Below are 20,928 nucleotides of genomic sequence, written 5' to 3' on the forward strand. Positions count from 1 at the left end.
AGAACAAAATAAACCGTGAAATAGGTTTGCTGTAGTCCGGATGTCCGGAGTTAGTTTGGGTGTAACAGGAACCCAAACCTAAAACCCTGTCGGTCGGGGGCGCTTCGCTTGCCTCCCCCTTCCTCCACGCTGCAACAAGGACAAGTTGCACGCCGTCAGAAACTCTCAAAATGAGAGTAGAGTCCACTGTTAAAGTATGTGGACTCAGGGGCTCTCGCTGTCACTTGGGGCCTTTCCCGCTATGGCGGGTCCCTTTCCAAGTTCTCGCTTAATCCCCTTCGAAAAGTCTCAATAATGAGACAAAAGTGCAGTATTACTGTAGTGCACTTTGCTGTCTGGCCTCTGGTACCTTCCCGCCCCATAACGGGGCTAGCAGGTACCGTCCGGCCAGAACGCCAGAGCGTGAAATCGCTTTGATTTTTGTAGACAGAAATCGACTTTAGGCGGGGCTGGAAGGACGTTGAAAAGCGGCTTGGCAGGGAGAAAGCTCGGGGCAAAAAAGCGCCCCTATTAAGAGCGCTTGGCATTAAGGGACACGTCCCTTAATAATCCCATTAACTTGGCACTGGTAAGCGCATGAGAGGCATAGGGATTTCAAGGTAATGAGCCAAAGCATAAATTCCCATAATAGATAATCCAACCGCTAGAGTGGTAAGCGTTCTAAAGAGTAAATTCTTTAAATGTGCACGAGTTTCAGCACTTCGGCTTTGCAACGCGATGTCTCTCATGTTTTTAAATTCGATTAACGATTTTGAATATTCACTTTTTATTGATTTAAAGGAACTATTACATTGCTCGTAACTATCCATATTCATAACACGGAATAAATCTTCAACTGTTCCAGCCGTTCTACCCCCTGATTTGTTCGTAACCAGTTGATATGCCTGTCTTAATAAATCATCCAAAAAATTATTTAAACGTTCTTCACTCATCGGTTCATGAATATTTTTAGCTTCTTTTAAATCGGCCATTAACTCTTTTGTTGCAGGTTGCTTTTCTGTTGGTGATGCCATGACATTGAATCAATAAGTAATTTGTATTGATAAGCTAACAGATATTTGACTTCGCACAATGCAAGTTATGCAAAACTCAGCCCTTTCAGGGCTGTTTTTTTATGTCCGGATGCTACAAAAAAAAGCAGTTTTACATAACTTGTGATCACATTGTGCGCAGCTTTGTATCTAATCACTCTATGCCTTTCAAATGGTCGATTGGTTTGTTGAATGCACTTTCATGACGTTCAATTTGGCTTGTGTGCAAATATTGCGATGTAGTGTCGATACTTTCGTGGCCAGCATCGGCTTGTACATGGGATAACGGTCTGCGGTTGATATTGATATCGTGCGTAATGCCGGTGTGACGAATATTGTGGGCAGTAAGTTTGCGCATCTGCGCCGCATCTTGTGTAAAGCCATCGATTTCTATACGTTCTGCAGCCAGATTAATTATTTTTTGAATTTCGTCGCGAACATGACGAATGCCTAGATTGGCATTGAGGATACCAACATCTCGGCCGCGTCCAGCAGCTTTGTGCCGTACAAACAAAGGATGATTTTCGTCTGGTCCTGGATAATCCGTTAATCCTAAAAACTGACGATATTTGACTAATGCATCGAGCAAAGCTTTTGAAATCGCAACACTGCGTCTTTTACCACCTTTACTCAACGGAATATGAAAACTCCAGATGCCCGTTTGCTGATTACGTTTAAACTGGTTCATCACTGGCGAATAACCCGCACGTGCAGACACATCTGAAATGCGTAAATAACAGCAATAAATCAATATAACGAGGAATAAACTTCTTTGATGTAACTCAGGAAATTCTTCTGCTAGTCCAGTAACGGTCGCCATAATATATGACCACTGTAATTCAGTGAATGCGAGACTATTTTCATCTTCATGACTTTGACACTGATATTGCCTGTTTGCTGCAAATCGACTGTGATTAAGCCAGATTTGAGCAGGATTCCGCTCACAATATTCTTCACTTGTCAGATACGAATAAAACGAAGACAAAATGGCCATTTTTGTTTTTAACGCATTATCGCTTAACACATAAGGCTGGATTTGCCCGAGTTGTTTTTTGCCGACAAATGGTCGCCATTGCGAGTTTGGAACCCGTTCATCATGCAGTTTATCGTACTTAAACTGTGGCACATTAAAATAACCGATCAGTGCTATCGGCGGTGCTTGGCAATAATCAACGTAACGGCTCATGTCTTTGCGCGTAACTTGAATGGGAGACATTGAAACTACATCAAAACACCAATGCAGAAACGTAGTGAGTTCACTGCGATAAGCTTTATAGTTGTTTTCGTTATGCTTTTGCTCAAATAGCCAATCACTGGCATGCTCGATGACTAAGCCCGCATCAACCACCTTTTTCATGCTAATTTGGGTGATATATTGGTTAACAATACTATTGCCAACTTGTATGAATTCAAATGAGTCAAATAACGGGATTACTGGAGGAAGTTGCATATTACATCTGAATTATAAGAGTTTCTTGTATGATAATACTTAAACGCAAATGCCGATAATGTTATTTATCGGCATCAAGATATGTCAGATTTTTAGCGCAACTTGAAAATGAACATTGCTGACAAGTAATACGCTTTTTGCAACAGATCAAGCATAGCTGCCACACTTGCTGTTTCGATTGACTATCTAAGCACGTGAAGTCAGATGCGCAGATGTGTCCATCATGTATTAGCTGTGCCAATTTATGTGCTGAAATTGATAAGTTAATTCGATTAGTCATGCCCTTTCCCTCCCTATCATTGTTTGATAGTAATAGAATACACAAATGAGAATTGTTATCAACAATGTAATTTAAGGAGTACCACTCACCTCGCTATTTTATGCAAGATTTTGCACCGCTTTGAAATGTGTCTACTACACTGATTATGTGATCATTATTTTTACTTGAATGAGGTATCGGATGCTGATTGATCTTGCAAAGAAAAACCCTCTTTTTTCCGGTAAAAAGTCTACCGAGACAACAGAGTCTGGTATTCCTTGGAAGGTATTAGTGGTCGATGATGAACCTGATGTTCATACCGTCACTAAGCTTGCCCTCTCCCGCTTTAAACTTGATGGCCGTGCCCTCACCTTTATCAATGCTTATAGTGCCGAACAAGCAAAAGAATTACTCAATCAAGAACATGACATCGCCATTGCCTTTATTGATGTTGTCATGGAAAGTGACCATGCAGGGTTAGAACTAGTAAAGTGGATCCGTGAAGAATTACTGAATAAAACCACTCGATTGATCTTACGTACAGGCCAGCCAGGGCAAGCACCTGAAGAAGACGTTATCGTCAATTACGATATTAATGATTACAAAGCAAAAGCTGAACTCGATTCCCGTAAGCTGATGACCAGCGTCTACTCAGCCCTTCGCTCTTATCGCGATATCATGGAAATCGAGCAAGCAAGGCGCACCCAAATAAATCATCGTAAGGGTTTAGAAAGAGTACTAGAAGCCACCTCAGGATTATTTGAACTGCGCACCCTGCATAAATTCGCCGATGGGCTACTGACTCAAGTGGCCACTCTACTTAATCTCGATTCAGAAACGCTACTGCTGACTTGTAATGCAATTGATGCGATTAGTGGTCATGTTGAACCTGTCAATATAGAAATCCTTGCTGGTACTGGCCAATTTGCGAATAAATCCCACATTACGCAACTACCTGAACATATTGATCGTCTACTGCGCAGTGCGCTCACCCAACAGCGGTGCCTTTATGAAGACAATTGTTTTATCGGTTACTTTCCCACCAAAGGCGGTTTAATCAATCTACTTTATATGGATGGTATTGATAGAATTGATGATCTTGATAAGAAACTCATTGATATTTTTGCCATCAACGTGGGCATAGCTTTTGAAAATTTGCTGCTCAATCAGGAGGTGGAAGATACACAATCAGAGCTTATTTTACGTTTAGGTGATGTTGTTGAAAGCCGCTCGAAAGAAGCTGCCAATCATGTGAAACGTATGGCGGAGTATTGTTCTCAATTAGCATTACTCGCTGGTTTAAGTGAATACGAAGCCGATTTACTGCGCCGTGCCTCACCAATGCATGACATAGGTAAAATTGCGATCCCCGATGCTGTCCTACTTAAACCCGGCAAATTAGATGACGAAGAATGGAAAGTTATGCGTCAGCACCCTATGATTGGCCATCAAATTCTTGCAAATTCTGAGCGACCAATACTAAAGGCCGCATCAATTATTGCACTGCAACATCATGAAAAATATGATGGTTCTGGTTATCCTGCAAATCTAAAACAAGACGAAATTCACATTTTCTCGCGGATTGTGGCAATCGCAGATGTGTTTGATGCCCTTTCCCATGCCCGCTGTTATAAAACAGCTTGGCCTTTAGAAGAGGTTTTAGCTGAAATGCGTAAAGGGGCGGCAACACACTTTGATCCTCACTTATTACAGCTCTTTATTGAAAATGTAGATATTTTTGTCAAAGTAAAAGAAAACTGGAAGGATCACTAATCTGTATAGTTGATTGTCTTGATGTTTAGAAATCCATATCAAGCACTTTCAAAGATATATCTAACCATTGTCATCTGCGAGAAAATCAAAAACAGCCGTTTTAGTTTCACCATTAACGCTAAAACTCACAAAGCCACGCCAAACCATGTAGCCACTACTACAAGAACCGTAGACTAACTGACCGATATAAGTCATTTCATCAGTTTGCTTCACATTTACAGGAATAACGCCCATAAACATGTCTCTTCCTTCTAAGCGGATTTGCACATTAGAAATTGGCATGGAAGATAACAACTGTAATGTCAATGGCTTTTCGCTTGGTGCACTCTCTGGTGACAAGCGAAAAGTGAGCTCAACATCCCCAACTTTTTTAACACAATCCCCCTTAGAAAATTGGCAAAGTGAAGGATCAAGACTGCTTTTAAGTGTGACTTGCTTTGCATCTTCCTTACAAGCTGTGAGATTGAAGCTAAATAATGCAATAAATAAATAGGGACTCAGACGAGTTAGCACAAAGATTAACCTTATGATGCAATATGTTAACATTCTATGGCGTAGGTTGATCTAGATCAACTTTCCACACCCCTTCTTTGGTATCTTTTTTGATATGGCTCAAGTATCATTGCGAAACCTCATATTTGAGCAAAAATATGCAGGGTAACGCATTGACATCACTCAGCAACCTTAATAGGGAGGATGAGTTTTATGTCATTTATAACAGGTAAAGCTTGTCTTTACTAAAAGTAAAAGTAATAAGCAGTGGAAGCATTATGATGAACCATTCCCAGCCAACAGGCGCTGATTACAATTACGCCATTGTCCGCCAATTTGCCTTAACCACCGTTTTGTGGGGTATTGTTGGTATGTCAGTCGGCGTATTAATTGCGGCTCAGTTAATCTGGCCTCAGCTGAACTTTGACACTCCTTGGTTAACGTATAGTCGCTTGCGACCATTACACACCAATGCGGTGATCTTCGCGTTCGGTACATCAGCCCTTTTTGCAACATCCTATTATGTCGTACAACGCACCTGTCAAACCCGACTATTTGCACCTAAGTTAGCCGCATTTACGTTTTGGGGATGGCAAGCCATCATTCTGTCAGCAGCTATCTCTTTACCAATGGGTTTCACCCAAGGAAAAGAATACGCTGAATTAGAATGGCCTATCGATATCGCAATTACTATCGTTTGGGTGTCCTACGCTATCGTGTTCTTCGGTACTATTATCAAACGAACAACTTCGCATATTTATGTGGCGAACTGGTTCTTTGGTGCCTTTATTATTACCGTTGCCGTACTACACATAGTTAACTCTATGGCAGTACCAGTCAGTCTGTTCAAGTCATACTCTCTGTATAGCGGCGCTGTCGATGCTATGGTGCAGTGGTGGTATGGTCACAACGCTGTAGGTTTCTTATTAACCGCAGGCTTCTTGGGGATGATGTATTACTTCGTACCTAAGCAAGCAGGTCGTCCTGTGTACTCTTACCGTCTTTCTATTGTCCACTTCTGGGCACTGATCGCACTGTATATCTGGGCTGGTCCTCACCACTTACATTACACAGCTTTACCTGACTGGACTCAGTCTTTAGGTATGGTGATGTCACTGATCCTATTCGCACCTTCTTGGGGTGGTATGATTAACGGTATCATGACCTTGTCAGGTGCTTGGCATAAACTGCGTACTGACCCTGTGTTACGTTTCTTAGTTGTTTCTCTGTCTTTCTACGGTATGTCTACCTTCGAAGGCCCTATGATGGCAATTAAGACAGTTAACGCATTATCACACTATACAGATTGGACTATCGGTCACGTTCACTCCGGCGCGCTAGGCTGGGTTGCAATGGTGTCAATCGGTTCTCTGTATCACTTGATTCCTGTATTGTTCGGTCACGGCCGTATGTACAGCATCAAGTTAATTAACGTCCATTTCTGGTTAGCGACTATTGGTACTGTACTTTACATCGTCTCTATGTGGATTTCAGGTGTAATGCAAGGTCTGATGTGGCGCGCAGTGAATGCTGACGGTACTTTGACTTATAGCTTTGTTGAAAGTCTGGAAGCTTCTTATCCTTTCTACTTCGTACGTTTCCTTGGCGGTTGTTTCTTCCTGACCGGTATGCTGATCATGGCATATAACGTGATCCGTACTGTGAAAGCCTCTAAAGATTCATTGCCAGCATTGGCTGAACCAACAGCGGCTTAAAGGAGCAAACTCGATGAAATTTAATCATGAGATAGTTGAAAAAAACATCGGTTTGTTAGCGATTTTTACCGTTATCGCTATCAGCTTCGGTAGTCTCGTTGAAATCACACCGTTGATTTTTCAAAAAGATACGACTGAGCCAGTTGAAGGTTTAAAGCCATACACTGCCCTGCAAATTGAAGGTCGTGACATTTATGTTCGTGAAGGTTGTTATAACTGTCACAGCCAGATGATCCGTCCTTTACGTGCAGAAACTGAACGTTATGGTCACTACTCTGTCGCGGGCGAATCAGTTTGGGATCATCCATTCCAATGGGGTTCTAAGCGTACGGGTCCTGATCTTGCACGTGTTGGCGGTCGTTATAGCGATAAATGGCATGAAGTTCACTTAATCGATCCTCGTGCTGTAGTTCCTCAATCGAATATGCCAGGGTTCCCATGGTTAGCCGAAAACAAGTTAGACGGCAAACTAACGGGTGACAAGATGACTATCCTACGTAACCTGCATAAAGGCGGTTACAAAGGTAATGATCTTTATACCGATGAAGAAATCGCAGGCGCACAGCAAGCTGTTGCAGGTAAGACAGAAATGGACGCCTTGATTGCATATCTTCAGTCTTTGGGTCACGCACTCAAATAAGGAGGCAATATATGGATTACGGCACATTACAAGGCATTTTAACCATCATTGTGATGCTGACCTTCGTCGGTATATTTGCTTGGGCATATAGCTCGCGTCGTCAAAAATCATTTGATGAAGCAGCTAACCTTGTGTTTTCCGATGAGGAAGTCAACAAGGTATCGAAGGACTCAGGAGAGAATAAGTGATGAGTAGCTTCTGGAGTGTTTGGATTACTGTACTCTCGTTAGTCGTGATCGCGGGTTGTTTTCTATTACTGCGTGTGTGTTCTAAGAACACCACTGACGTAAAAGAAGGCGAATCCATGGGTCACAGTTTCGACGGTATTGAAGAACTCAATAACCCACTGCCAAAATGGTGGAGTTATATGTTCTATATCACTATCGTGTTTGGCTTGATCTATTTGGCCTTATTTCCTGGTTTAGGTAACTACAAAGGCCTATTAGGCTGGACCAGTTCTAACCAGAGTATCGGTACAGAGCATGGCATTAAAGCCGATTCTGCTGCAGCGATTGAGCTAGCAGCAAAAGAAGGTCTTTATGTTCAGTATGATCAAGAAGTAAAACACGCTGATGAAAAATATGGCCCAATCTTCGCCGCTTACTTGGCAACACCACTAGAAGAATTAGTGAAAAACCAAGAAGCGTTGAAAGTGGGTGGCCGTTTGTTCCTGCAAAACTGTGCTCAGTGCCATGGTTCTGATGCACGTGGTAGCAAAGGCTTCCCTAATCTTACCGATGGTGACTGGTTATATGGTGGTGAATTAGCCACGATTAAGACCACTATCATGGCAGGTCGTCATGGCATGATGCCACCCAAAGGTGGTTTGCCAATCGAAGATAGCGAGATTGCTGGTTTAGCTGAATACGTTGTTAAATTGTCTGGTCGTGAGCATGACGAGAAACTCGCTGCCCAAGGTCAAGGCTCATTCATGAAAGGTTGTTTTGCGTGTCATGGTATGGACGCTAAAGGCAACAAGTTTATGGGTGCTCCTAACTTAACTGACGATGTTTGGTTATATGGCGGTAGCCGTGGCATGATCGAAGAGACCATTAAACATGGTCGCGCAGGTGTGATGCCAGCGTGGAAAGACGTTCTCGGTGAAGAGAAAGTTCATGTCATTACAGCTTATGTTTATAGCTTGTCAAACAAGTAATTAGGTATAAGTAACACTAAGGCCTCGAAGACTTCGAGGCCTTTTTTTTAAAGTGCTAAAACCGTCTTTTAACGGTAAAATGGCGCAAATTTTTTGAATGGGTATCTGACATGAGCGAACAACAAGCCTGGTATAAGCAGTTCTGGCCTTGGTTTTTAATTATTCTTCCTTTATGTGCCGTCGTCGCAAGTTTTACCACGCTAAAAATTGCCCTTACGAACTCGGACTCTTTAGTCGCCGAGGATTACTACAAAGATGGCAAAGCCATTAATATGGACTTAAGTAAAGTGAAGTATGCCAAACAAATAGGCATGAATTTTTCACTCGATCAAGCCAATAATGAGATTTTACTGACGCAGCAAGGGGGACCTGCATATCAAGCCGCCTTGAAAGTCGAGTTCTATCATCCAACCATTGCCGACAGAGATATGAAACTCACTGCGACGGCCGATGCCAGTAATGTGTATCGCATTACCATCCCTACTACCCTAACCGGCCCTTGGGAAGTTCGCCTCGAAAGTTACGACGGTAAATGGCGAATTCACCAACGCGTTGAATTAAAAGATCACGTCCAACTTTGGCTGAATTGATTGTGGTTAAATAAGTAGCGCTATGACGTATCCAAGTTGTTTTCACTGCCAAGAGCCCGTTCTGACGGGCCAGCAGTTTGTGACTCGCATTAATGACCGTGATGAACTGATGTGTTGCCCTGGCTGTCAGGCGGTTTCTCAAGCGATTGTCGATGCGGGATTACTCAGTTATTACAAGTTCCGCACTGAGCCTGGCAATAAACAGAATGCCCTAGTCCCCGAAGCATTAACACAATTTAGCGCCTATGACTTGCCCGAAGTGCAGCAAGACTTTGTACATTCTGAGGACAATGTCGAATCAGTGTCACTCTCCATCGATGGTATCACCTGTGCCGCCTGTGCTTGGTTAATTGAACACAAAGTCAAACAACTTGCTGGCGTGAGCCAAGTGCTAGTCAACTCAACCACCCAACGCGCCATGATCAGTTGGGATAAACGCAAGGTAAAACTTAGCGATATTCTCGGACAAATTAGTCGTATCGGCTATCAAGCCGCGCCCTACCAAGTTGACGAACAAGAGCTCAACAACAAACTCAATAGCCGCAAGTTTTTACTGCGTTTAGGCTTAGCTGGCTTTGCGACTATGCAAGTCATGATGTTCGCCCTCGCCCTTTATACTGGCTACTTCACTGATTTAGACGTGCAGTATCGGGACTATTTCCGCTGGGTTAGCATGATTTTTGCCACGCCTGTGGTGCTTTATTCGGCGCAACCCTTCTATTTTAGCGCCATTCGTACCCTGCTCAGCGGCAAACTCAATATGGATGTGTCTGTTTCGATTGCCATTGGTGGTGCCTATACCGCAAGCTGTTTTGCCACAGTGAATGGCACCGGCGAAGTGTATTTTGAATCCGTATCCATGTTTACATTCTTTTTGTTACTCGGGCGTTACTTCGAGCAAAAGGCAAGACAAAAGGCCTCGGTCAGCTCCAGTAATTTACATAAATTGGTGCCGCTCACTGCACACTTAGTCACCGAAAATGGTCAAGAAGAAATTCCGGCCAAAAAGTTACGCCTCAATGATGTGATCCTTGTGAAACCAGGGGAAATGGTTGCGGCTGATGGTGTGGTGATTGAAGGCCACACAAATATCAATGAAGCTATGCTCACAGGTGAGCAAATGCCCATTGAAAAACAGCAAGATCAGCAAGTGTACGCTGGTACTATCAACGTCGACCAACCGATAAAAGTTAAAGTTACCGCATTGGGGCAAGACCAACTCGTGGCTGAAATTATTCGACTGCAGGAGCTGGCATCCAATACAAAACCTGCGATAGCCCTATTAGCCGATAAATTATCCCGCTATTTCTCGGGTACGATTCTAACAATCGCGACGATCACCTATTTGGTTTGGCAACAGATTTCCCCAGAGGATGCCTTTTGGGTAACGCTATCGGTTCTAGTCGCAACTTGTCCTTGTGCCTTAGCGCTAGCGACACCGACCGCCGTCACCTGTGCAACCGCCATTTTTACCCGTCTTGGGATCATTACCCGCAAAGCCGGCGTATTTGAAAAACTGCCGCAGATTAAACATGTGGTCTTTGATAAAACTGGCACCCTTACCTGTGGTACGCTCTCTATCGGGCAAACGCAGTGCATGGCCGATTTAACAAAGACGCAGGCCTTAGCCATTGCCGCAGCGCTGGAAACGGGCTCTCGTCATCCGATTGCGGCTGCATTTGCCCTATTTGCCGATAATACCTTGGTCGCGGAGCAAGTTCACCATGAAGTCGGCTTTGGTGTTCGAGGCCGTATCGAGGGGACTGACTATTTAATTGGTAATGCTGTATTTACTGGCGCACGTATCGATACTCAGGACCCAACCCAAAAGATTTGGTTAGCACGCTCAGCCAATGAGCAGCTTGAAGTGCTTGCCAGCTTTGAAATTCAAGACAATATTCGTCAAGACAGTAAGGCCACGATTGAGATATTAAAGCAACAAGGTTGCCGCATTAGTATCGCCAGCGGCGATAGCTCCGGACATGTGCATCAACTGGCCAAAGAGCTGGGAATTGAAGATGTGCACAGCGGATTAACGCCCGCGGGTAAACTTGCCCTAGTAACGAAATTACAACAGCATACTCGCGTGGCGATGTTTGGCGATGGCATCAATGATGCGCCAGTACTTGCGGGGGCTGATTTGTCGGTCGCCATGGGCAGTGGCAGTGCGATTGCCAAAAACAGTGCCGATTTGATTTTGCTGGGCGATCATCTATCCCGTTTCACCCAAGCTGTCGCGGTCGCTAAACTGACCACGCAAATTATTAAACAAAATTTAGCGTGGGCGCTGGGTTACAACGCCCTTATCTTGCCTTTAGCTGTCACTGGTCATGTGGCACCTTATATTGCCGCGATTGGCATGTCGGCGAGTTCTTTGATTGTGGTCGGTAATAGCCTGAGATTATTACGGGTAAAAGTGTGATCATAATAAAACGTTTAACCAGATACTAAGAGGTCATTATGGAAATTATTTATGTGCTTATCCCCATTGCCATGATCTTCGTCGCCATTGCGGTAATGGTATTTTTCTGGGCAGTGAAATCTGAGCAATTTGACGATCTTGACCGTCAAAGTGTTTCTATATTGTTTGATGAAAATACTGACAAACCAGGCCATCTACCCACCCCTGCCATTCAGTCAACAGCAGAACATGATGACATCGCAGCGCAGCAAGCGATAAAAAATCAGCAAAAAGGCATGCCTTTGTGATTGAGTACAATGTCACCGGTGCCTTTCTCGTCGGCTTGATGGGAGCTGCACATTGTTTTGGTATGTGTGGCGGTTTAGTGGGCGCTTTTTCCGCCCAAATCCCTCATCCTAAAATAGGTAACCAGCTGGCCCATCAGCTTAAATATTTACTGAATTACAATTTAGGCCGTATTTTAAGTTACACCTTAGCAGGCGGCTTAGTGGGTGCATCGTCGGCAGGTCTTGGTCACTTATTTGAACTGGATATTTATCTGATTGTCCTGCGCATGGTTGCTGGACTGATGATGATTGCAACAGGGCTTTACATCGCTAAAATTTGGGTTGGAATAGTGCAAATTGAGCGTGTAGGTCAATGGCTATGGCAATATTTAAAACCGCTAGCGCAGCGCCTTGTTCCAATCAAGAATCCGAGCCAAGCAGTCATGGCAGGATTCATTTGGGGCTGGCTCCCCTGCGGCCTCGTCTATAGCACCTTAACTTGGTCGGTTGCATCTGGCTCTGCCAGCCAAGGCGCCTTAATTATGTTAGCCTTTGGCTTGGGTACTTTACCCGCGCTATTAAGCGCTGGCGTTGCGGCAAAACGCCTTGCTGCATGGGTACAAAAGAAAACCGTTAGACTATTGAGCGGCTTACTGTTAATTGCTTTTGGTGGTCAAACTTTATATATCGCACTCGCGCAGCTAAACTAGCCCAAGTGAGTGAATTGGTTTAACATGGTTGCAGTGGATAAACTTGAGAATCAACATGACAATTGAACAAAATAAGAATCGTCGTCCTGCCGCTAGCGGATGCACAATCCATTGTCACGATTGCAGTATGGGTACCCTTTGTATTCCTTTTACCCTCAATGCAAGTGAGCTAGATCAGCTCGATGATATTATTGAGCGTAAAAAGCCAATCCAGAAAGGCGAGCAAATTTTTAAGTCAGGTGATGCATTGAAATCCCTGTTTGCGATCCGCTCTGGCACCATCAAAAGTTACACTATTACCGAGCAAGGTGATGAGCAGATAACGGGCTTCCATCTTGCGGGTGATGTGATTGGTTTTGATGGTATTCACGCTCAGTTGCACCAGAGTTTTGCACAGGCCCTCGAGACCTCTATGGTCTGTGAAATCCCCTTTAATATCCTCGATGAACTTTCGGGCACTATGCCTAAGTTACGTCAGCAGATCATGCGTCTAATGAGTAATGAGATCATGAGCGATCAAGAAATGATCCTGCTGCTCAGTAAGAAAAATGCCGAAGAACGTCTAGCAGCGTTTATCAGCAATTTAGCAAATCGTTTCGGCAGCCGTGGCTTCTCACCCAAAGAATTCCGCTTAACCATGACCCGCGGTGACATTGGTAATTATCTCGGTTTAACCGTTGAGACCATCAGCCGCTTACTTGGACGCTTCCAAAAGTCAGGCTTGATTGAGGTTAAGGGTAAGTACATCACTATCCTCGACTCGCAAGAGCTGAATCTGTTAGCGGGTAATTCTCGCATCGCGAGATAGTCAATCGCAAGAGCATTAACCGTGAGAGGTCAAGCCTAAATAATTGTCGCCAATAGCATAACAGTTTAATGGTAAAAGCTGTGCTTGCTAGACATGTCATGCAGATTAAGGCATGATTTTTAAGCGAGTTTTAATCAATTTCAAATGAGTTTGATCTAGAACAATACAGCTCACTGCCAAAGGCTCATGATGATATTGAGCCTATGACTAAAGGAACCAAACATGAAGGATTATCAAAAAATACTGGTTGTGGTTGACCCTACCACTGAGAATCAAGTTGCCCTTGCACGAGCGGTCGCCTTGGCCAGTAAATGCAACGCTCAAGTCACTGTGTTTCTTTCTATCTTCGACTTCTCTTACGAAATGACTTCGATTCTGTCGAATCAAGAACGCGAAGCCATGCGTCAAGGTGTCATAGATCAACGGCTCGCTTGGATCCAAGACTTACTCGCCGCTTATACTCATCTGCAACTCAATATCGATACTCAAGTCATTTGGCATAACCGCCCCTTTGAAAGCATTATTAATCATGCTATTTCAGGGCAATACGATTTGATTGTTAAAGGCACCCATGCCCACGACAAACTCAAGGCGGTGATCTTCACTCCAACTGATTGGCATTTGATGCGTAAAGCCCCTGTGCCAGTGTTGATGGTGAAAGCCCATGACTGGCCAGCCACGGGTAAAATCCTCTGTGCTGTGAATGTGGCAACCGAAGATACTGATCATCAAATGCTTAACGGTAAAATTATTGAACATGCAAAAGATTTGGCGAAAAAGTTCTCTGCTGAAGTACATTTAGTTAATGGTTATCCCGGCACGCCAGTTAACTTAGCCATCGAGCTTCCTGACTTTGATGCTCAGTCATACAACGAAACCATTCGCATGCAGCATGAGCAGCGCGTGAGTTATCTTGCTGGCGCTTATGATATTAATCCAAGTCATTGCCATGTAAAAGAAGGTTTACCAGAGGATGTGATCCCTGAGCTTGCTGAAAAACTTGATGCTGAATTGGTGATCCTAGGGACTGTCGGTCGTACCGGATTTTCAGCAGCATTGATAGGCAATACAGCTGAACATGTTATCGATAGCATCAACTGCGATTTATTGGCTATAAAGCCCGACGGTTATAAATCACCGTTAGAAGAAGCCTAAGCAATACGCGGCTCTTTACCCCGCCAAAGATAGCTGGAATAATACGCGCCCTGAAACTGTGTTACTGGGCGCTTTTTTATGCTTGAAGCTATATCTGAAGTTACGGTAAATCCTATGCCGGAAGAATTATCAAAAAAACAAACTACCCGTCTGAATAAATTACAGAAGCGGCTTCGTCGTGAAGTGGGTAGCGTGATTGCCGATTACAATATGATTGAAGATGGCGATAAGATCATGTGCTGCCTCAGTGGCGGTAAAGACAGCTACGCCATGCTCGATATTTTGATGAATCTGCAGCAACGCGCGCCCATTCAGTTTGAAATCATTGCGGTTAATTTAGATCAGAAGCAACCGGGCTTCCCTGAACATGTATTGCCTGCCTATCTCGATAAGCTCAATGTGCCTTATCACATCCTCGAGAAAGATACTTACTCGATAGTGAAAGACAAAATCCCTGAAGGTAAAACCACCTGCTCCTTGTGCTCTCGCCTGCGCCGCGGCACGCTTTATGGCTTTGCTCAGCGTATCGGCGCCACTAAAATCGCCCTAGGCCATCACAGGGATGACATTATCGAGACCTTGTTCTTAAATATGTTCTTTGGCGGTAAGATGAAAGCAATGCCGCCAAAGCTGCTGTCGGATGATGGCGCTAATATCGTCATACGTCCCCTAGCCTATTGTCGCGAGAAAGATCTCGAAGAATATGCCAGCTTAAAAGAATTTCCAATCATTCCATGCAACTTGTGTGGCTCACAGGAAAACTTAAAGCGCGCCGCAATCAAAGACATGCTAAATCAATGGGATAAACAATACCCAGGACGCATTGAAACAATATTCACCGCCATGCAAAACACCGCACCATCACAGGGTGTTGACCGTGAGCAATTCGACTTTGTGTCTCTAACACGTGACCCTGATGCGCCTATGCGTGGTGATGTTGCTGAAGCCAATCTACCTGCATTCGATTTTCTTGATATAGCCAATAGCGGTCGTATCGATTTGGATGCAGCAAAACGCATTGATATTGTTAACACTTACGAAGTCTAACTTAGACTGAATTTAGCGCCTAATCAGTAAGAGAAGTTAACGCAACGAAAGTAAGCAAGATAAATTAGCACAACAAAATGCCCACTTAATGTGGGCATTTTTATGGTTACAGAATAAGTTTATCTTTGAGCCAGCGCTTGTGAATCGCTTATCTCAAGACGCCTATTCAAAAAATACAAAATGATTACTTCACCCAAGGACTCAAGACTAATGGCTGGGCACTGAAGCTTAGCGTGGTGATGCTTTCAAGCTCATTAGCGGCTAATTTATAACTGCCTTTTATCGCTTCTTCTCGACCATTAAGGCGTACATAGACTTCTTGTTCAGGTGAGAATTCAAAGTTTAAGCCAGTAATGGATTCCCTAAAATAACGCATCGGGAAGCCTTGCATAGCACCGAGCAGCGTGTCCATCTCAGTCATGATTTGTTGTAAGCGCGTTTTATCGTACTCGGCTAATGTCTGTTTTGCTCTAACTTGCATTGCAATACCACATCCCTCAGCGCTGCCAGCGAAATTCAGATTAACCAAGGCTCGCTGATCTTTTAAATCATCATCTAAGGGAATGAATAACCGCTGTGCATCAGTATACGTCAGTGGCGTTGAGGTTTTTTCACTGGAAATAGAACCACTTTGGATCAAACAATTCTTTTGCATTGGAACACTAAAAGCCACTTCCACGAGTTGATAACCGCCTTTATTGACTTGTTTTAACCTATCATAAAAGCCTTTATATTCAAGGGATACAGTTTCTGCGGCGGCGCTAGTTGCCAACAAAAACAGGCTACTAAACAACAGTTTTTTATACATCGACATTCACCAAATATTTTTCATTATGACGTAACATATCAAGCAGCTCATCAATATAAGCTTCTTGTCTTTCAGAATAATTCACTAAACCGTAAATCAATTGATCCGCTGTTGGCTCTAGCTCCTGTGAACGTAAATCAGCTCGAATAGAGCGAAATAACGCATAGGCAGTATTAGAATTTAAATTACGCATATAGGATGAAACCGATTCATCGACCGATGAAAACACTTTCACCTCATGACTTTTACCCGAACCACGTGAGGACGGCACTATGCCGCAGCCAGAAGTAAAACACCATTCACCAAAAAAGTTAAAACCTTCTCTGGCAAAACGTGAACTCCCCCAACCCGATTCATTCGCGGCTTGAATTAACACCATAGATTCCGGCACGATATCGACACGTTTAAGTAAGCTTGCTAATGACTTAGCATCTACGTTACGCGCCGCATATTGGTATTTATCAAATAACGCATTGATCTGCGCTAATTCAGTATCAGATAAACTCTTACCATTATCGACTAAGGCAAGCATCTCATTGATAAAGCCACGCTCCATCAAGATAATGGCATTCTGTTGCTGAACAATCGGCCGCAGGAAATCAAAAAAAGCTTTCTTCTTTTCGGTAATGTCGCTGATCGCTGAAAAGTCAGGGACTTGCGTAACAGGATCGACATCGCTGACGAATTGGGGCGCAATAGCGGATGAGTCATTCGAGTGAGGAATGATCCAAACTCGTAATGCAAAAATCGCCACTATGACCATGGCTAATGCCAATGTAAACGAACCGATTCTACCCGTTTTCAATCATTCACCTTAGGTGTAACGCCCTTATTGGGCAAATAAAGGCCGGATTATAAGCTATTTGTCAGATTTCACGAAATTTGCCCATCATCATGTTCACGAACTCAGGTACAATATTACGCCTGAGGCACCATTATCGAGTCGAGCTTGCTATTACGCCGTCGTTTATAGATGCAAGCATTTGACTGAGTATTTATACTAAGGTTCCTTAGCGTTATCACCATTGCACAACGGTTCATGAGTCATCCCGCTTATAGCGACAATGGATGGCTATGACATTAAATTTTCGGGTATTCAGGAAGGAAAAACCCAGATGCAGCATTTGATGTTAAATCAATTTGAACGTGTCGTCGCCATCGGCGGAGGCCATGGTTTAGGCCGAGTATTATCCTCGCTCGATTTTTTAGGCAACCGCCTTACAGGGATTGTCGCCACCACTGATAATGGCGGTTCTACTGGTCGACTGAGAGCCGAACAAGACTGCATTGCTTGGGGTGATTTACGTAACTGCTTATCCCATTTAGCTAATCGTCCTTCCGTTGGCTCGCAATTGTTTGAATACCGTTTCCAAGGTGCCACTGAACTCAGTGGCCATAATTTAGGTAATTTAATTTTACTGGCTCTTGATCAACTCTGCGTTCGTCCATTAGAAGCAGTTAATCTCATCCGTAACTTACTTAAGATAGAAACCCAACTTATTCCCATGTCAGAGCAGCCCACTCACTTAGTGGCTCTGCAAGCCTGTGGCAGTAAAGTCTTTGGAGAAATTAATGTCGACAGTATGAATGAGGCGCCTATCGCGCTCTGCCTTGAGCCACAGGTCGATGCCACCTTTGAAGCCTGTGAAGCTGTTCGTCAGGCGGACTTGGTCATCTTAGGCCCTGGGAGTTTCTTAACCAGTATCATGCCGCCGCTGCTGTTACCTAAGTTCGCGAAAAGCCTCGCTGCTACTAAAGCGCAGGTGATCTTTATCGATAACCTGGCCGAAGAAGCCTCACCCGCGGGTCGATTTAGCATTGAGCAACGTATCGCTTGGTGTCATCAGGTGATTGGCAAGCCCATTATTCACAAAGTACTTCGCCACGGTGAACAAACGCGTTTAGGGCCACTGATTAACTATTTTCCGTTAAAGAATCGCCATAATCCCAATCTACATGATCAAGCGAACTTATTAGATGCATTAAGCGCCCTGCTGCGGATCAATGATCTCACTCAACAACCGCTTGCCTGCTAGCGCTTACCTGTTAATCATTCAATCGCAATAATAAAGGACAGCAAGTGCTGTCCTTTATATTGTAAAGCTAAAAGGAATGTCCCTTTAGTCTGTCTATAAGGCTGCAATAACCATTACAACACTTGTGCTATGGCTTTACAGATAACAGGCATATTCGTCTTAGTCATGCCTGCAACGCTAATGCGTCCAGAGCCGACAATATAGACACCGAATTCATCTTTCAAACGTGCCACTTGGGCTTTGTTTAAACCTGAGAAACTGAACATGCCATTTTGGCGAGAAATAAAACTGAAGTCCTGAGTCACGCCCTCAGCCTTTAAGCTATCAACAAACAGAGTACGCATTTCGGCGATACGTTCACGCATCTCTTTGACTTCCTGCACCCACATGGCTTTCAGAGCTGCATCATTTAATATCGTGCTGACGATCAGTGCGCCGTGGGCTGGCGGATTAGAATAGTTGGCGCGTATGGTACGTTTCACTTGGCTAAAAGCACGTACGGCAGCATCAGCATCTTCAGCCACCACAGTCACGGCGCCAATACGCTCGTTGTATAGACCAAAGTTTTTAGAGAAAGAGTTAGCGACCAGTAACTCAGACACTTTAGACGCGACTAAACGCAGACCTGCCGCATCTTCTTCAATGCCAGCACCAAAACCTTGATAAGCAAAGTCAAACAGTGGCACGAGTTTCTTATCAGCACACAATTGAGCAACAAGTTCCCATTGCGCCAACGTTAAATCGATACCCGTTGGGTTATGGCAGCAACCGTGTAGCAGCACGACATCACCCGCATTCGCGTTGGATAAATCAGTCATCATGGTATCGAAATCGATGTCATGGGCTTCTGCTTTGTAATAACCGTACTCTTTAACCGTTAGGCCTGCCGTTTCAAAAATATTCTGATGGTTGGCCCATGTTGGATTACTCACCCAAATCGTGTGCGAATCGGTATTACGCAGTAAAAACTCAGCAGCAATACGCAGTGCTCCTGTACCACCAGGAGCTTGCGCTGTGGCAGCACGGCCAGAAGAAATTAATGCACTGCCTTCGCCGAACAACAATGTTTGTACTACACGGTTATAAGCTTGAACGCCTTCAATGCCTAAGTAGTTTTTGGTCTTCTCTTGCTCAAGTAAAATGGCCTCGGCTTTTTTCACTGAAGCCAGAACGGGAGTCTGTCCTGCCTCATCCTTATAAATGCCAACACCAAGATTAACTTTATCCTGACGCGGATCAGCTTTAAAGGTATCGGTTAAACCAAGAATTGGATCAGCGGGTGCGAGTAATACTTGAGAGAAAATCATGACTACGTATCCTAATATGCGCGTGTAGGGGAAATTTCGGCTTATTTATACCACTGTCTTTAAGGGGGTAATAGCGACTTAAGTCCCTTCTTAGGGAAATTATTACACTATTGTCGATTCAACAATAAAAAGTACATTTTATTACGCAATTATTAGTCAAATAGTGACATTACTTAAATAAAGCGATTTACAACATCTAGATCACAAAATCACTCAGTTTTGTATTGTAGAAAAGAAACAGGTCAGAAGTCGCAATACTGAATGAGTAAAATAGTGGGCTTTGGCCTAACCAATCTATAGCTGTAGTGATACTAGATTAAGAATCATGAAATGTGGGTGTAGAAGTTATAAAGCAAAAAAGCCCTGACATCAGTCAGGGCTTTTCTGTTTTTTGGTACCCGAGGCCAGACTTGAACTGGCACGCTGTTACCAGCGAGGGATTTTAAATCCCTTGTGTCTACCGATTCCACCACTCGGGCAAACTCTTTATATTAACGACGGGAATCGTGTCATTAATACTTTAATCTATGGAGGCGCGACCCGGAGTCGAACCGAGATCGACGGATTTGCAATCCGCAGCATAGCCATTCTGCCATCGCGCCCAACTGCCAAATTTATTAAAATTTGGAGCGACATATCGGGTTCGAACCGATGACCTATACCTTGGCAAGGTATCGCTCTACCAACTGAGCTAATGTCGCCTATCATTGCGCTTAATCATTTGAACTCATGCTCGGCATGCTTTCCCCTGACTGCGGATTGGCATTCTACCGATTTAGACCTCAGAGTCAATCAACAATTTTTAAAAAATGATCTAAGCCGTATCGTTTGCCCAATAAACCGCCACACCTCAGTAAAGTTGATGTTTCATTCATCAATTTAGGCTTTGTACCGATACTGATGCCGATGCTACCGCTAATTAAACGCGGCAGATAAACAAGGGATCATGGTGAGCTATGGAGTCGAGTCCAATAAAATTGTAGAAGTATAGAAAAACAAAAGCGCCCTATTGGGTAATGCCGATCAGTTAAGACAGATCGCTTGACGATCTCGCTGAAAAGATCAAAATCCGATGACCTCATGTCATCGGATTTTTTATGCAACTCTCAGAAGCACTCGCCCGTACTCATATTACCCGCCTAACCGAATTCACCTGCTTAGCAGATGTGTTAGAACCTGAGTTAATTCAATCTTGTCTAGACTCTCAGGGCGTTGCGACGTTAAGACGGCGTAAATTGCCGATGGACGCGATGATTTGGGCCG

Annotated in this window: 21 protein-coding genes and 3 tRNA genes; 14 read left to right on the top strand and 10 right to left on the bottom strand. The window is 43.9% G+C overall.

What is annotated here, in order from left to right; genetic code table 11:
* Positions 1 to 554: 554 nt before the first annotated feature.
* The 3 genes from L5M17_RS21995 to L5M17_RS22005 form a co-directional block, all read right to left on the bottom strand.
* Positions 555 to 1,013 carry a hypothetical protein gene (locus L5M17_RS21995; protein ID WP_263149179.1) on the bottom strand — a complete coding sequence of 153 codons (459 nt, stop codon included), beginning with the start codon at positions 1,011 to 1,013 and terminating at the stop codon, positions 555 to 557.
* Between the two features lie 172 nt (positions 1,014 to 1,185).
* On the bottom strand, positions 1,186 to 2,481 hold the full coding sequence (locus tag L5M17_RS22000) for a tyrosine-type recombinase/integrase (protein ID WP_263149180.1): 1,296 nt from the start codon (positions 2,479 to 2,481) through the stop codon (positions 1,186 to 1,188).
* A 61-nt stretch (positions 2,482 to 2,542) separates the two neighbouring features.
* On the bottom strand, positions 2,543 to 2,761 hold the full coding sequence (locus L5M17_RS22005; protein ID WP_105252484.1) for a hypothetical protein: 219 nt from the start codon (positions 2,759 to 2,761) through the stop codon (positions 2,543 to 2,545).
* Between the two features lie 180 nt (positions 2,762 to 2,941).
* Between L5M17_RS22005 and L5M17_RS22010 the strand changes: the two genes are divergently transcribed.
* Entirely contained in the window at positions 2,942 to 4,513 is a 1,572-nt protein-coding gene (locus tag L5M17_RS22010) for a DUF3369 domain-containing protein (RefSeq protein WP_113940482.1), read from the top strand.
* Positions 4,514 to 4,573: 60 nt separating this feature from the next.
* Here the strand turns inward: L5M17_RS22010 and L5M17_RS22015 are convergent, their stop codons facing one another.
* Positions 4,574 to 5,059, bottom strand: coding sequence for a hypothetical protein (locus L5M17_RS22015; protein ID WP_411568948.1), 486 nt, complete (start codon positions 5,057 to 5,059; stop codon positions 4,574 to 4,576).
* Positions 5,060 to 5,283: 224 nt separating this feature from the next.
* On the opposite strand from L5M17_RS22015, the gene ccoN reads away from it, so the two are divergent.
* From ccoN to ttcA, 11 genes are all read left to right on the top strand, one after another.
* Positions 5,284 to 6,720 carry a cytochrome-c oxidase, cbb3-type subunit I gene (gene ccoN / locus L5M17_RS22020; protein ID WP_028759964.1) on the top strand — a complete coding sequence of 479 codons (1,437 nt, stop codon included), beginning with the start codon at positions 5,284 to 5,286 and terminating at the stop codon, positions 6,718 to 6,720.
* Positions 6,721 to 6,733: 13 nt separating this feature from the next.
* Entirely contained in the window at positions 6,734 to 7,360 is a 627-nt protein-coding gene (gene ccoO / locus L5M17_RS22025; RefSeq protein WP_028759965.1) for a cytochrome-c oxidase, cbb3-type subunit II, read from the top strand.
* Between the two features lie 11 nt (positions 7,361 to 7,371).
* Entirely contained in the window at positions 7,372 to 7,548 is a 177-nt protein-coding gene (locus tag L5M17_RS22030) for a CcoQ/FixQ family Cbb3-type cytochrome c oxidase assembly chaperone (RefSeq protein ID WP_028759966.1), read from the top strand.
* Positions 7,548 to 8,516 (top strand): cytochrome-c oxidase, cbb3-type subunit III, encoded by a 969-nt coding sequence (ccoP, locus tag L5M17_RS22035; RefSeq protein ID WP_028759967.1) that lies wholly within the window; start codon positions 7,548 to 7,550, stop codon positions 8,514 to 8,516. Before L5M17_RS22030 ends, ccoP begins: the two co-directional genes overlap by 1 nt.
* A 110-nt stretch (positions 8,517 to 8,626) precedes the next feature.
* A complete protein-coding gene (locus tag L5M17_RS22040) occupies positions 8,627 to 9,106 on the top strand; it encodes a FixH family protein (RefSeq protein WP_113940485.1) in 480 nt (159 codons plus the stop codon).
* A 22-nt stretch (positions 9,107 to 9,128) separates the two neighbouring features.
* Positions 9,129 to 11,528: a heavy metal translocating P-type ATPase gene (locus tag L5M17_RS22045; protein ID WP_219252327.1), complete on the top strand. Its 2,400-nt coding sequence runs from the start codon at positions 9,129 to 9,131 to the stop codon at positions 11,526 to 11,528.
* Between the two features lie 38 nt (positions 11,529 to 11,566).
* Positions 11,567 to 11,815, top strand: coding sequence for a cbb3-type cytochrome oxidase assembly protein CcoS (gene ccoS / locus L5M17_RS22050; RefSeq protein ID WP_173244909.1), 249 nt, complete (start codon positions 11,567 to 11,569; stop codon positions 11,813 to 11,815).
* Positions 11,812 to 12,504 carry a sulfite exporter TauE/SafE family protein gene (locus L5M17_RS22055; RefSeq protein ID WP_263149184.1) on the top strand — a complete coding sequence of 231 codons (693 nt, stop codon included), beginning with the start codon at positions 11,812 to 11,814 and terminating at the stop codon, positions 12,502 to 12,504. The genes ccoS and L5M17_RS22055 overlap by 4 nt, the downstream gene beginning before the upstream one ends.
* Positions 12,505 to 12,559: 55 nt before the next feature.
* Entirely contained in the window at positions 12,560 to 13,312 is a 753-nt protein-coding gene (gene etrA / locus L5M17_RS22060) for an electron transport transcriptional regulator EtrA (RefSeq protein WP_006081599.1), read from the top strand.
* 222 nt (positions 13,313 to 13,534) lie between these two features.
* Positions 13,535 to 14,467, top strand: a complete 933-nt coding sequence (gene uspE / locus L5M17_RS22065) for a universal stress protein UspE (RefSeq protein WP_168827704.1) — start codon at positions 13,535 to 13,537, stop codon at positions 14,465 to 14,467.
* Positions 14,468 to 14,545: 78 nt separating this feature from the next.
* A complete protein-coding gene (ttcA, locus tag L5M17_RS22070; protein ID WP_263149186.1) occupies positions 14,546 to 15,514 on the top strand; it encodes a tRNA 2-thiocytidine(32) synthetase TtcA in 969 nt (322 codons plus the stop codon).
* Between the two features lie 184 nt (positions 15,515 to 15,698).
* Here the strand turns inward: ttcA and L5M17_RS22075 are convergent, their stop codons facing one another.
* Together L5M17_RS22075 and L5M17_RS22080 are read right to left on the bottom strand one after the other, a co-directional pair.
* Positions 15,699 to 16,322, bottom strand: coding sequence for a DUF2987 domain-containing protein (locus L5M17_RS22075; RefSeq protein WP_263149188.1), 624 nt, complete (start codon positions 16,320 to 16,322; stop codon positions 15,699 to 15,701).
* Positions 16,315 to 17,127, bottom strand: a complete 813-nt coding sequence (locus L5M17_RS22080; RefSeq protein ID WP_028759975.1) for a glucosaminidase domain-containing protein — start codon at positions 17,125 to 17,127, stop codon at positions 16,315 to 16,317. Before L5M17_RS22080 ends, L5M17_RS22075 begins: the two co-directional genes overlap by 8 nt.
* Before the next feature lie 310 nt (positions 17,128 to 17,437).
* On the opposite strand from L5M17_RS22080, the gene L5M17_RS22085 reads away from it, so the two are divergent.
* Entirely contained in the window at positions 17,438 to 18,358 is a 921-nt protein-coding gene (locus L5M17_RS22085) for a YvcK family protein (protein ID WP_028759976.1), read from the top strand.
* Between the two features lie 113 nt (positions 18,359 to 18,471).
* Here L5M17_RS22085 and L5M17_RS22090 read toward each other — a convergent pair whose 3' ends face one another.
* The 4 genes from L5M17_RS22090 to L5M17_RS22105 form a co-directional block, all read right to left on the bottom strand.
* The gene (locus L5M17_RS22090) at positions 18,472 to 19,665 is read right to left on the bottom strand and encodes an amino acid aminotransferase (protein ID WP_028759977.1); all 1,194 of its coding nucleotides are present in this window, start codon (positions 19,663 to 19,665) and stop codon (positions 18,472 to 18,474) included.
* Between the two features lie 392 nt (positions 19,666 to 20,057).
* A tRNA-Leu gene (locus L5M17_RS22095) sits at positions 20,058 to 20,144 on the bottom strand.
* A gap of 49 nt (positions 20,145 to 20,193) precedes the next feature.
* Positions 20,194 to 20,267: transfer RNA gene (locus L5M17_RS22100), tRNA-Cys, on the bottom strand.
* A gap of 23 nt (positions 20,268 to 20,290) precedes the next feature.
* Positions 20,291 to 20,366, bottom strand: a tRNA-Gly gene (locus L5M17_RS22105).
* A gap of 396 nt (positions 20,367 to 20,762) precedes the next feature.
* Here L5M17_RS22105 and L5M17_RS22110 point away from each other — a divergent pair.
* Positions 20,763 to 20,928: transposase domain-containing protein (locus tag L5M17_RS22110; RefSeq protein WP_263149190.1), on the top strand; the 166-nt coding region annotated here is incomplete at its 3' end.

The organism is Shewanella sp. SW24, assembly GCF_025653395.1.
GTDB lineage: Bacteria > Pseudomonadota > Gammaproteobacteria > Enterobacterales > Shewanellaceae > Shewanella > Shewanella oncorhynchi.